General features: G+C 73.1%; 13 protein-coding genes. 3 read left to right on the top strand and 10 right to left on the bottom strand.

What is annotated here, in order from left to right; translation table 11 throughout:
- Window positions 1-43: 43 nt before the first annotated feature.
- Window positions 44-238, bottom strand: coding sequence for a hypothetical protein (locus tag ACLJPL_RS25290; RefSeq protein ID WP_411083216.1), 195 nt, complete (start codon window positions 236-238; stop codon window positions 44-46).
- Window positions 239-330: 92 nt separating this feature from the next.
- On the opposite strand from ACLJPL_RS25290, the gene ACLJPL_RS25285 reads away from it, so the two are divergent.
- On the top strand, window positions 331-1,308 hold the full coding sequence (locus tag ACLJPL_RS25285; protein ID WP_411083215.1) for a GlxA family transcriptional regulator: 978 nt from the start codon (window positions 331-333) through the stop codon (window positions 1,306-1,308).
- A 36-nt stretch (window positions 1,309-1,344) separates the two neighbouring features.
- Here the strand turns inward: ACLJPL_RS25285 and ACLJPL_RS25280 are convergent, their stop codons facing one another.
- The 9 genes from ACLJPL_RS25280 to ACLJPL_RS25240 form a co-directional block, all read right to left on the bottom strand.
- Window positions 1,345-2,082 carry a D-Ala-D-Ala carboxypeptidase family metallohydrolase gene (locus tag ACLJPL_RS25280; protein ID WP_411083214.1) on the bottom strand — a complete coding sequence of 246 codons (738 nt, stop codon included), beginning with the start codon at window positions 2,080-2,082 and terminating at the stop codon, window positions 1,345-1,347.
- 182 nt (window positions 2,083-2,264) lie between these two features.
- Window positions 2,265-2,903, bottom strand: a complete 639-nt coding sequence (gene def, locus ACLJPL_RS25275; protein WP_411083213.1) for a peptide deformylase — start codon at window positions 2,901-2,903, stop codon at window positions 2,265-2,267.
- Between the two features lie 120 nt (window positions 2,904-3,023).
- Entirely contained in the window at window positions 3,024-4,019 is a 996-nt protein-coding gene (locus ACLJPL_RS25270) for a tetratricopeptide repeat protein (protein ID WP_411083212.1), read from the bottom strand.
- Between the two features lie 92 nt (window positions 4,020-4,111).
- Entirely contained in the window at window positions 4,112-5,419 is a 1,308-nt protein-coding gene (locus ACLJPL_RS25265) for an HD-GYP domain-containing protein (RefSeq protein ID WP_411083211.1), read from the bottom strand.
- Window positions 5,416-6,798: an HD-GYP domain-containing protein gene (locus tag ACLJPL_RS25260; RefSeq protein WP_411083210.1), complete on the bottom strand. Its 1,383-nt coding sequence runs from the start codon at window positions 6,796-6,798 to the stop codon at window positions 5,416-5,418. Before ACLJPL_RS25260 ends, ACLJPL_RS25265 begins: the two co-directional genes overlap by 4 nt.
- Before the next feature lie 231 nt (window positions 6,799-7,029).
- Entirely contained in the window at window positions 7,030-7,413 is a 384-nt protein-coding gene (gene rsrA, locus ACLJPL_RS25255; RefSeq protein WP_411083209.1) for a mycothiol system anti-sigma-R factor, read from the bottom strand.
- Window positions 7,410-8,066 (bottom strand): sigma-70 family RNA polymerase sigma factor, encoded by a 657-nt coding sequence (locus ACLJPL_RS25250; RefSeq protein WP_411083274.1) that lies wholly within the window; start codon window positions 8,064-8,066, stop codon window positions 7,410-7,412. Before ACLJPL_RS25250 ends, rsrA begins: the two co-directional genes overlap by 4 nt.
- 322 nt (window positions 8,067-8,388) lie before the next feature.
- Window positions 8,389-9,048, bottom strand: a complete 660-nt coding sequence (locus ACLJPL_RS25245; protein WP_411083208.1) for an alpha/beta family hydrolase — start codon at window positions 9,046-9,048, stop codon at window positions 8,389-8,391.
- 30 nt (window positions 9,049-9,078) lie between these two features.
- On the bottom strand, window positions 9,079-9,894 hold the full coding sequence (locus ACLJPL_RS25240; protein WP_411083207.1) for an SOS response-associated peptidase: 816 nt from the start codon (window positions 9,892-9,894) through the stop codon (window positions 9,079-9,081).
- 53 nt (window positions 9,895-9,947) lie between these two features.
- Between ACLJPL_RS25240 and ACLJPL_RS25235 the strand changes: the two genes are divergently transcribed.
- On the top strand, window positions 9,948-10,661 hold the full coding sequence (locus ACLJPL_RS25235) for a M50 family metallopeptidase (protein ID WP_411083206.1): 714 nt from the start codon (window positions 9,948-9,950) through the stop codon (window positions 10,659-10,661).
- 114 nt (window positions 10,662-10,775) lie between these two features.
- Complete coding sequence (gene aroA, locus ACLJPL_RS25230) at window positions 10,776-12,134, top strand: 3-phosphoshikimate 1-carboxyvinyltransferase (RefSeq protein WP_411083205.1); 1,359 nt, start codon at window positions 10,776-10,778, stop codon at window positions 12,132-12,134.
- The last annotated feature ends 1 nt before the right edge of the window (window position 12,135 follow it).

Below are 12,135 nucleotides of genomic sequence, written 5' to 3'. Positions count from 1 at the left end.
CGCCTACCGTCCCCACCCCCGCCCAGATCGAACAGCGCCAGACTCAGGCCCTCGCCCAACTCCGCAAGGGGACGAGCCGCGTGGCGCGTTCCGTATCCGGAGGCGTCGGCCGGGGCCCCCGCTCCGCGTCGCGGAGCTGGCGGTCGATGCGGCGCTCACGGACGAGGCCGATGGCGGCGGGGAGGAGGACGAGGGCGAAAAGGGCGGTCACGACCAGGTAGTTCAGGAAGAGGTTCATGCCTCTACCTTCGTCCGCCCGGAAAGGATCCGTCAGTGGCAGCACTGCCACGCAGCATCGAATTACTGCCACACCCGTGCCATGCTGACACCATGATGAAAAACGTCGCCGTCCTGCTGCTCGACGAGGTCCACCCCTTCGAACTCGGTGTGCTCTGCGAGGTCTTCGGCCTGGACCGCAGCGCGGAGGGCCTGCCGGTCCACGACTTCGCGGTCGTCTCCGCCGAGGGTTTTGAGGTACGCACCCACGCCGGCTTCTCCATCCGTACCGAACACGGGCTGGAGCGGCTGGAGGAGGCCGACCTCATCACCGTGCCGGCGGGCAGCGACTTCACGGGCCGGGAGTATCCGGAGGAGGCCCTGGACGCGTTGCGCCGCGCCGTGGAGCGCGGGGCGCGGGTGCTGAGCGTCTGCGCGGGGGCGTTCGTCCTCGGGGCGGCCGGTCTGCTGGACGGCCGCCGCTGCACGACGCACTGGCGGCACGCGGCCGAGCTCGCCCGCCGTCACCCGAAGGCGATCGTGGAGCCGGACGTGCTGTACGTGGACGAGGGCGCGGTGATCACGTCGGCCGGGACCGCCTCCGGGATCGACGCCTGTCTGCACCTGGTCCGCCAGGAGTACGGGCAGGACGCGGCCAACACCCTCGCCCGCCGCATGGTGGTGCCGCCGCACCGGGACGGCGGCCAGGCGCAGTACATCAACCGCCCGCTGCCCCGGAACGCGTGCGACACGGTCGGCTCCACCCTGGCCTGGATGGAGCACCACCTCGACCAGGAGATGACGGTCGAGCAGCTGGCCGCCCTGGCGCACATGTCGCCGCGCACCTTCGCCCGCCGCTTCCAGCAGGAGACCGGGACGACCCCGTACCGCTGGCTGCTGCGGCAGCGGGTGCTGCTGGCCCAGCACCTGCTGGAGACCTCCGACCAGACGATCGACACGATCGCGGGGCAGACGGGGTTCGGCACGGCGGCGACCCTGCGCCACCAGTTCGTGCGGACGCTCGGCACGACGCCGAACGCCTACCGCCGGACCTTCCGGGGACCGGCGGCAGCCGTGCCCGACGTCGCCTGAGGGGGGCGCACGCCGGGCACGGTCAGCGAGGTGCGGTCAGATGCCGCACTGCGATGCCGACCAGAAGCGGCTGGGCCCCTGGTTGACGTGCACGTGGTCGCCATGGCCGGCGTAACCCGGGCCGAGGATCCCCTTGAAGCCGTGGTAGCGGGCCTGCTTGGCCAGCGTGCACAGGGAGTGCGGCGAGGCCCCGAGGTCGACCGCGTCGCCGTACAGATGACGGCTGTTGGCCGCCCCGCCGACCGCCGCGTTGCAGGAGGTGGAGCGGAAGCCGCTGGTGACGCGGATGGACTTGTCCCCCAGCGCGTGCCGCAGCGCCTCCAGCTTCCACATGCTGCTCAGCGCGTTGGCCTTGGCCGTGCCCGCCGCGACCGCGCCGCCCGCCCAGGTGCCGTTGCACTTGTTGAGTTCGGCGTACGTGAAGTGGACCGGGGTGCAGTCGTTGTCCTGGAGCTCGTAGATCTTGGCCTGGGTGGCCGGACCGGCGACCCCGTCCGCCGCCAGGCCGTAGGCCGCCTGGAAGCGCTTGACGGCGGCGGTGGTGGCCGGGCCGTAGGAGCCGTCGACGGCCAGCACGGAGTCGTATCCGGGCCAGCCGGCCACCCGGATCTGGAGCTGGGTGACATCGTTGCCGGTGGCTCCCGGCGAGAGCGTACGGGTCCAGGTGTAACAGCCGTCCGCCTGGGCGGGGCCCGCGGTCAGCACCGCCCCGCCCAGGGTGAATGTAATGGTCATGACAAGTCCGAGCAGAACGCGTGCGGTGCGTCTCAGCATGAGGCTCCCTCTTCGTCACGTGGCGCTGTGCAGGCGAGCCTGTCCCAGGAGTCGACGCGCGTCAACTACGCCCGGGGAAACGGCAGTCATCCGCCAGGAGCGCGCGAAGGCCCGACACCGGCGGACGGTGTCGGGCCCCTCGGGACTCTGGACTCACTCAGGACTCGGGACTCGGGGCGTCCTCAGTCGTTCGGGACGGTCTCGTAGCGCGGGGTGCCCTCTTCCATCTGCCGCAGCGCGTCCTTGCGGTCGCGCTTGGAGAGCCGGTCGATGTACAGGTAGCCGTACAGGTGGTCCGTCTCGTGCTGGAGGCAGCGCGCGAAGTAGCCGCTGCCGCGCACCTTGATCGGGTTCCCCTTCGCGTCCTGCCCGCGCACCACCGCGTAGTCGGGGCGGGCCAGGGAGGCGTACGCGGTCGGGACCGAGAGGCAGCCCTCGTTGGAGTCGTCCAGCACCCGCGCCTCGGGGGCCAGCTCCTCCAGGACCGGGTTGCAGACCACACCGGTGTGCCGCTTGCCGTCGTCGTCCGGGCAGTCGTAGACGAAGACCTTGAGGTCCACACCGATCTGGTTGGCCGCCAGGCCCACGCCCTCGGCCGTCTTCTGGCTGGCGAACATGTCGTCGATCAGCCGCGCCAGCTCGTCGCCGAACTCGGTGACGTCCTTGCACTCCTTGTGCAGCACCGGGTTGCCCACGACCGTGATCGGACGCGACGTGCCGCGCTCCCGGTACGCCGCCTCGCGCGCCTCGCAGTCCTCGGTGTCGACGATGAACCCCTCGTCGTCCACGCCGATCCGCCCGTCCGTCTCCTGCTGCGACATGTCCGCCGTACGCCTTCCTGCAAAACCTGAACTCGGTGACCCCGCGGGACCCGGCCGGATGCCGGAACGCGCGGGAGGAACAGCACCGCGATCGGTGCGCGTACAGCCTACGGGCAGCGGTCAGCAGACTTCTTCGAGATCCCGCCACTCGCGGCTGTCCGGGCTGTCGGCGACCCAGCCGTCCAGCAGCCCGCGCACCAGACCGGCCGGGGCCGCGAGACCGCACTCCCGCTCGGGAACCCACAGGTCTCCCGCGCCCGCGATGCGGTGGCCCAGCGGGCCCGGGTGGCCCGGCTCGCTGTGGTCGTGCGGGTCCAGGTGCTCCCCGTCGCCCTCGTCGCTCTCCATCCGGCTCTCCGAACAGGCCCGGCAGAGCAGGCGCACGGAGGAGGACCAGTCCTCGGCGGCGAACCCGGCGTCCGACGCGAGCTTCTCCAGCGCGTCCCGGTCGTCCTCGGTGGCCGCCTCCAGCAGCACCACCCAGGTCGGCACCGGGGAGGGCGCCCAGAGCTCGATCTCGTCGAACACCGGATACGAGGGTCCGGCGGCGGTGACCCGCTCGCCGTTGGGCACCCCGTCGTGGAGGACGACCTCGCCCCAGCGCCGCCCGGAGGAGGGCAGCGGGATGGAGAGCACCTCCATCCGGGCCGGGTCGAGCCGCCGCCCCCAGACCACCTCGGCCTCGCCCTCCGGCGAGAGCCGCACCGCCGCGCTGCCCAGCTCCATGCCGGCCGGCTCGGTGGTCGCCGCGCTGTTCAGCCCGGAGCCGGGCACCTTGAGGCCGTACGCCTGCCAGGCCCGGCGCGCCAGCGGCCAGTCCTGGAGCGCGGTGGCCGCGATCCCCACGTTCCACCAGTCCGGGGCTCCGGCCTCGCGGTCCAGCAGCGCGACCGCCCGCAGGCCCGCCGCGCGCGCCTGTTCCCAGTCGTGCCGGAACTTGTGGAGCAGCGCCAGGTTGAACCAGGACTCCGAGAGCCAGGGCTCCAGATCCGCCGCGCGCGTCAGCAGCGCCCCCGCGTCCTCGTACCGGCCGTCGCCGATCAGCGTGAACGCGCGGTCCGTGGCCTGCCGCCAAGAGGCGGACGGCCGATGCCGTACCTTCCCGAAGATCCTCACGATTCCCGCCTGTCCCGACTGGACACCCTCGTTTTCCGCTCTGCTTTCGCATCCAACCATGCCCGGCCGGACGCTCGCTCATTACCCATGGGTTACCCAGCCCCGGCCCGGGTCAGACCGCCCCGCCCCAGGACTCTCGCCAGGGCCTCCACCACCTGCGGCTGGTAGTCGCGGCCGGTGCCGAGCCTGAGCTCCTCCAGCGCCCCGAGGGGCCCGCTCGCGCTTTCCCCGCACAGGTCGTCGTATGCGTTGACCGCCCTGACGATCCTGGCGGCGGGCAGTTGTTCCCCGTACGGATCGGCCTGCTGCTCCACCACCGCGGCGACCGCCGGATCCACCCCGGTCCGCCGGACCACGGCCCCGCCGAGCAGCGCGATCCGGCGCTGCTCGGCGGCGGGCAGCCTGGCGGTGGCCCCGTCGGCGACCGGGTCGAGCAGGGAGAGCTGGCCGATGTCGTGCATCAGGGCGGCGTGCTCCAGCACGGTCAGCTGCGCCCCGGTGAGCCCCAGCTCCCGCCCCACGGCGGTGGCGAGGACGGCGACCCGGTGGGCGTGGCCGGGCGGGGTGTACCCGGCGATCTCGGTGGCGCGGGCGAGGGAGGCGATGGTCTGGCGGCGGGTCGTGCGGACGGCCGCGTACCGGCGGAAGGAGACCTGGGTCAGCAGCAGTGGCACACAGAGCACGGGCAGCGCCCACAGCCCGGCGACGGCCACCCCGAGCGCCATCACCACCCCGCTCGCCCCGACCGCGGGCCCGATCCCGGCGAGCGCCCGCAGCTCCTCGCACAGGAACGGCCCGTACGGGGGCGGGGCCCCGGTCCGGCTGTCGTACGGGGGCGGGGCGCCGGCGTCGTACGGCAGGGCCCTGGTGCGCGCCGCGAGGGCGGCGAGCAGCGCGTCGCAGACGGCGGTGAGCGCCAGCAGCGCGAGCAGGAACAGCGCGAAGCACGCCCCGTCCCCGAACCACCGCACCGCCTGCCCGGAGTTGTGCAGCGGCTGGAAGCACACGGCGGCGAACCCCACCGTCAGCACCCGCCGCGCCACCCGGTCCACGTCCGGGGCCGGTCGCCGTACGGCGGCCACGAGCTGCGCGGCGACGACCACCGCGACCACCTGGAGGGCCCCGTGCCCGGTCGGCTCCCCGGCGCTGTTCCCGAGCAGGGCGTACGCCAGCGCCCCGGCGGCGGCGAGCGGCGCGGGCTCCCGCTCCCCGGGCGCACCGCCCCGGCGGGCCAGCTCCCCGAGGGCGACGAGGAGCCCGAAGGCGAGGGCGTGGGCCGGTTCGGCGAGCCCGTACCGCAGGGTGTGGGCGAGCGCGGCGAGGGCGAGCGCGAGGGCGGCGGCGCGGACGGCGATGAGGGCGGGCGGGGTGCGGCCCGTCGACGATGTGACGCCTTTCACGCGGACCGGTCCGGGGAGGGCCGGCGGTCCCGGGAGGGCGCGGCATCCCGCCGGGCGGCGGGCACCGGCACGCCGCCCCCCGCCTCGTCCGCCGTGACGGCGGTGTCCGCGCAGCTCCAGCCGTGCCGGTCCACGGCGCGGGTCAGCGCCCGCACCATGCGCGGGTCGAACTGGCTGCCCGCGCACCGCCGCAGCTCGGCCAGGGCGGCGGGCACGGGACGCCCGCGCCGGTAGGAGCGGGTCGAGGTCATGGCGTCGAAGGCGTCGGCGACCGCGACGATCCGGGCGAACTCGGGGATGCGGCAGCCGCTGAGCCCGTACGGATAGCCGTTGCCGTCCATCCGTTCGTGGTGGTGCAGGATCGCCGCGCGGGCCTCGTCCAGAAAGCCGATGCCCCGGACGATCTCGTGGCCGTACTCCGGATGCAGCGACATGACGCGGCGCTCCTCGGGGGTGAGCGGGCCGTCCTTGCGCAGCACCCGGGTCGGTACGCCCAGCTTGCCCACGTCGTGCAGGATCCCGGCGAAGCGCAGCGCCTCCAGGCGGGCGGGGTCCATGCCGAGTTCACGGGCGATCAGGACGGAGGCCCGGCCGACGCGTTCGCTGTGGCCGCGGGTGTAGGCGTCCTTGATGTCGACGGCCTGGACCAGCGCGCGGATGGTGGCGCGGTGGGCGGTCTCCTCGCGGTGGCACTGAGCGAAGACCCAGCAGGAGATGTACATCGGCAGCAGGACGAAGAGCGCGGAGAGGGGCCCGTACAAGCTGCGCCACAGTACGGCCATCATCAGCCCGGCGAGCGCGTGCACCAGGTGCGGCCCCAGGGCGCGCGGCAGCAGGGCGCGCCAGGAACGGCGTACGGGCTGCCCTTCGGCCGCCGCGAGGATGGCGCAGTCCAGGGCGGTCAGCGTCAGGGAGAAGGTGAGGGCGGCCGCCCCGGCCGGCAGCAGGGCGTACGGGAAGTCCGGCGCTCCGGGGCCGCCGAGGGTCGCCGGGCCGCCGAGGAGCGTGTGGGTCCAGGAGGCGGCGCAGCAGGCGAGGGCGAGTTGGGCGGCCCGCCAGATCCGGCGGGCCGCGAAGGGGGGCCGCTCCACCCGGCCGGCCGCTGCCGCCCCCGTCGCGACCAGTGCGGCGGCCGCGGGCGGCAGCAGGAAGGCGGCGACGGGGAGCAGGGGGAGGAACGATCCGGCGCCGCCGGCCCGGAGGGAGCCCGGATCGAAGCGGCGGCCGAGGGCCTCACAGGCGAGGCAGAGGGCGAGGAGAAGGCCCGACGCGCCCCAGGGCGTGCCGGCTCGGGGGCTGAGGGCGGGAAGGGCGCAGCAGGCGGCGCAGAGCACCGCCGCCAGGATGCGGACACGCGCCGCCGCCGGTGTGCCTCTCACGCCCGCACTCGCCCCCTGTGCCCGGTCGATGGAGGCGCCAGGCTAGCGAGCCGGTGGGTTCACCGAGCCGCTACAGGGGCGATTAGCACGTTCGGGTGACCAGGGGTGTCCGGCTGACCATGCCCCAAGGGGCACACGACGCCCGGCAGACCCTAGGGCGTGTCCGGCGGATCTTGACCGCGTCCGCGACGCCCGGCACGGCCTATCCGGCCCTGATCCGCCGGACACACCCTAGTCCCGCGCGGTGGCCGTCTGGTCCGTGCCGCTGACGGGGACGTCCGATCCGCTGACCGAAGTCTCCCGGCCCCCCGCGGTGACGTTCGGGGCGGCGGCCGTGATGTCCTGATCGGGCACGGTCTCACCGGCCCTGATCAGGTCGATCCGGCCCATCACCTTGGAGCGCAGGTCGGTGGGGACCTCGTCCTGTCCGCAGCAGCGCTTGACCAGCTTCTTCACGGCCTGCTCCAGGCCGTACTTCTCCAGGCACGGGGAGCACTCCTCGAAGTGCACCTCGAACTTGGTGCAGTCGCCCTCGGGCATCTCCCGGTCGAGGAACTCGTACAGGTGATCGAGGACTTCCGAGCAGTCCGTCTCGTGCGGCTCTTCGCAGCTCATGACGCCGCGCCTTTCCGATCGTCCGAGTCCCCGGCGCCGGCCGCCACGAGCCCGCGCTCACGGGCGTAGTCCTCCAGCATGCCGCGCAGCTGACGGCGGCCGCGGTGCAGCCGGGACATCACCGTGCCGATGGGGGTCCCCATGATGTCCGCGATCTCCTTGTAGGCAAAGCCCTCCACATCGGCGAGATAGACGGCGATGCGGAACTCCTCGGGAATCGCCTGCAGCGCCGACTTCACATCGGAGTCCGGCAGGTGGTCGAGGGCCTGGGACTCCGCCGAGCGCAGACCGGTCGACATGTGCGACTCGGCGCGCGCCAGCTGCCAGTCCTCGATCTCCTCGGCGGCGCTGCGCTGGGGCTCGCGCTGCTTCTTGCGGTACGAGTTGATGAAGGTGTTGGTGAGGATGCGGTACATCCACGCCTTGAGGTTCGTGCCCTCACGGAACTGGTGGAAGGAGCCGTACGCCTTGGCGTAGGTCTCCTGGACCAGGTCCTCGGCGTCGGCGGGGTTGCGCGTCATGCGCAGCGCGGCCGAGTACATCTGGTCGAGAAACCCGAGGGCGTCCCGCTCGAAGCGCGCGTTGCGCTCGGCCGTCGTCTCCGGTGCGCGGCCGTCGTCGGTCCCTGTGTCGGTCCCAGTGACCGGACCCACCTCCTCCAACGATGTGGCGGAGCCGAAACCGGACCCGCTCGCCTCGGAGAATAGTCGACCTTGCTTCGAGGCGGGCTGTCGATCGGATCCGCCCACGGACCGTCCGGAGGTGGTCTTCGCCGCATGCAGCACGGTCCACTCCAGTTCTGCGGCGTTCGAGCGGCTCGGGCAGATGGTCGAACCCATGCGACGGACTCCCTCTCCACGTACGACGTTGCTGTACCGGGTACGACGTTGTCGTCGTACCGACATGTACGACGTCGCCGCCGTACCGATGTCCCGAACAACAGCGCCCCCGCGCGGAGCATTCCCGGGGGCCTGGTCATCCGAGAGACACGAGCCACCCCGTCACCGCGTCGGTCAGCACGGCCATCGCCTGATCCTCACTCAGCCCGGACTTCTTCGGTACGGCGAAGCCGTGGTCGCCGTACGGCACTTCCGCCAGCTCGTACGGGCCGGGCGGGAACTCGGCCGGCCGGCCGAACGGGTCGTTGCCGCCCTGGACCACCAGAGTGGGCACGCCCGCGCCCAGCAGCTCCTGCGCCCGGGACTTCTCCGGCCGGCCCGGGGGGTGCAGCGGGAAGCTGAGCGCGAGGACGGCCGACGCGCCCAGTGCTGCGGCGGTCCGGCAGGCGACCCGGGCCCCGGCGCTGCGCCCCCCGGCGACGACGGGCAGGCCGGGGGCGGCCAGGGCGGGCCACAGGCCGCGCCAGCCGGTGTCCAGGGTCTTCGGCGCGGGCGCCATCTTCCTGCCCGCCACCCGCCAGGGCTGCTCCGCCAGGGCGACGGTGACGCCGTGTGCGGGCAGGGCGGCGGCCAGGGCCCTCAGGTCGCGGGCCTCGATGCCGCCGCCGGCCCCGTGGCTCGCGGCGAGCACGAGGCGCGGCCCGGCGGCGGTCGTGGCGGGGAACCAGGTGATCCTGGCCTCCCCGGCGTCGGTGGGGACGGCCTGCACGTGCTGCGCGCTCTCGTTACGGCTCACGCGTCCATCCTCCCCGCTCGATGACCTGCCTCAGAACAGCGTGGACTCCTCCGGCGCGGCCAGCTCCTCCAGCAGTTCGGGCCCGTTGTTGCGGACGTTGCTGACGGCGGTGGCGACCGGGTAGGCCCGCATCAGCCCGCCGGGCGGCGGCTCCAGCAGCGCGCGCAGCTCGTCGACGCCGGTGTTCGAGGGGTCCAGCCAGGTGTCCCAGCGGTCCGGGGTGAGCATCAGCGGCATCCGGGGGTGGATGTCGGCGAGCGCGCCCGGGCCCTCGGCGGGGGCGACGGCGAGCGGTGTGGTCTCGGCCTCGGTGGTGATCACCGAGCACGTCACCCACCAGGCGTTCTCGTGGTCGCCGGGAAGGGTGGCGTCGCGCCAGAACTCGTACAGTCCGGCCATCGCGAAGACCGAGCCGTCCGCGGGGGTGACGAAGTAGGGCTGCTTGCGCGGCCTCTTCTTGCCCTTCTTCTCCTCCAGCTGCCGTTCCTCCGCGCCGGTGACCCACTCGTAGTACCCGTCCGCGGGCAGGATGCAGCGGCGCTGGGCGAAGGCGCGGCGGAAGGAGGGCTTCTCGTGGACGGTCTCCGCGCGGGCGTTGATCATGCGGGCCGCGCCCTCGGGGGTCTTCGACCAGGAGGGCACGAGCCCCCATTTCAGGGTCCGCAACTGGCGAACCGGACGTTGGTCGTCCGCGTCCTTAACAGAACGCTCCAGCACCGCGTAGACCTCTTTGGTCGGCGCGACGTTCCAGTCCTGCTCCAGGGTCTCGGCAGGTTCCCATTTCTCGATCCCGAAGAGTCCGGTCAGGTCCTCGGGCCGCCGACTCGCTGCATACCGTCCGCACATAAGTGCCAGACTGCCACGACCGCCCACCCCCGCCGCAAGGAGTCGCCCGGCCGATGAACAGCACCGAACTGGGCGATCTGTTCGATCGCCTCACCGGCACCCAGCCCGCACCCGAGCAGTGGCTCGTGGTGGTGACGGCCACGCTGGCGCTCATCGCCGTCGTGCCGAACCCGATATGGCGGCTCGCGCGCAACACCATCACCATCGCGCACGAGGGCGGCCACGGCCTGGTGGCCCTGCTCACCGGGCGGCAGCTCTCCGGCATCCGGCTCCACTCCGACACCAGCGGGCTGACCGTGAGCCGCGGCAAGCCGACCGGGATCGGCATGATCCTCACGGCGACGGCCGGCTACACGGCCCCCTCGCTGCTGGGGCTGGGCGGCGCCTGGCTCCTCACCAATGGCCGGATCACGCTGTTGCTGTGGGTGTCGACGGCTCTGCTGGCCGCGATGCTGGTGATGATCCGCAATGTGTACGGGGCGCTCACCGTCATCCTGACCGGCACGACGTTCCTGCTGGTGTCCTGGCTGACCTCGTCGGACGTGCAGTCGGCGTTCGCGTACGCGGTGGTCTGGTTCCTGCTGCTGGGCGGGGTGCGCCCGCCCTTCGAGCTCCAGTCCAAGCGGCGGTTCGGCGGCGCCCCGGACTCCGACGCGGACCAGCTGGCCCGGCTGACCCACGCCCCGGCGGCGCTGTGGCTGTTCTTCTTCCACGCGGTGTCGCTGTGCTCGCTGATCGGCGGCGGGCGGTGGCTGCTGGGGTGGTGAGGGGCGCGATCGAGCCTTCCGGTCCGCACCGCTCCCCGCCGCTCCCCGTCACCGAAGGGTTTCCGCCCTTTTGGTCAGAATCCGGGTTTGCGCGGAGCCACTAAAGTAAGGGCCATGACCGAGAGTTCCGTGCACCCCGCCCTCTGGCCCGCCCCCCACGCGAGCGGGGCGGTCGACGCGACCGTCACCGTGCCCGGATCCAAATCGGTCACCAACCGGGCGCTCGTGCTGGCCTCCCTGGCCTCCGAGCCTGGCTGGCTGCGCCGCCCGCTGCGCTCCCGCGACACGTTGCTGATGGCCGACGCGCTGCGCGCGATGGGCGTCCGCATCGAGGAGACCGTCTCCTCCAGCTCCACCGCCACCGGCGAGCCCGGCGTCTCCGGCGAGGCATGGCGCGTCATCCCGGCGGGGCTGCTCGGACCGGCCGCCGTCGACGTCGGCAACGCCGGCACGGTCATGCGCTTCCTGCCGCCGGTCGCCACGCTCGCGAACGGCCCGGTCCGCTTCGACGGCGACCCCCGCTCCTACGAGCGCCCCCTCACCGGCGTGATCGAGGCGCTGCGGGCGCTGGGCGCGCGGATCGACGACGACGGGCGCGGGGCGCTGCCGCTGACCGTGCACGGCGGCGGGGCGCTGGACGGGGGGCCGGTGGCGATCGACGCGTCGTCGTCCTCGCAGTTCGTCTCGGCGCTGCTGCTGTCGGGGCCGCGCTTCAACCAGGGCGTGGAGGTCCGGCACACCGGCTCCACCCTCCCCTCGATGCCGCACATCCGGATGACCGTCGACATGCTGCGGTGCGTCGGGGCCCAGGTGGACGAGCCGGAGACGGGCGGCGAGCCGGACGTCTGGCGGGTCTCCCCCTCCGCCCTGCTGGGCCGGGACCTGACGATCGAGCCGGACCTCTCCAACGCGCAGCCGTTCCTGGCCGCCGCGCTGGTGACCGGGGGCCGGGTCACGATCCCCGACTGGCCCGAGCGCACCACCCAGCCGGGTGACGCCCTGCGGGAGATCTTCACCGCGATGGGCGGCGGCTGCGAGCTGACCGCGCGCGGGCTCGTCTTCACCGGCACGGGCCGCATCCACGGCATCGACGTGGACCTCGGCGAGGTCGGCGAGCTGACCCCGGGCATCGCGGCGGTCGCGGCGCTGGCCGACTCCCCCTCCACGCTCCGGGGCGTCGCCCATCTGCGGCTGCACGAGACGGACCGGCTCGCCGCGCTGACCAAGGAGATCAACGAGCTCGGCGGCGACGTCACCGAGACCGCGGACGGGCTGCACATCCGCCCGCGCCCGCTGCACGGCGGCGTCTTCCACACGTACGACGACCACCGCATGGCCACCGCCGGGGCGATCATCGGCCTCGCGGTCGAGGGCGTGGAGATCGAGAACGTGGGCACGACCGCCAAGACCCTGCCGGACTTCCCGGACATGTGGGCCGACATGCTCGGGGCCTCCGGAAGGCTCGGGGCCTAGG

It is taken from the genome of Streptomyces sp. cmx-18-6, from assembly GCF_046548915.1.
GTDB lineage: Bacteria > Actinomycetota > Actinomycetes > Streptomycetales > Streptomycetaceae > Streptomyces.
This window is presented reverse-complemented; position numbering and strand designations above follow the sequence as displayed.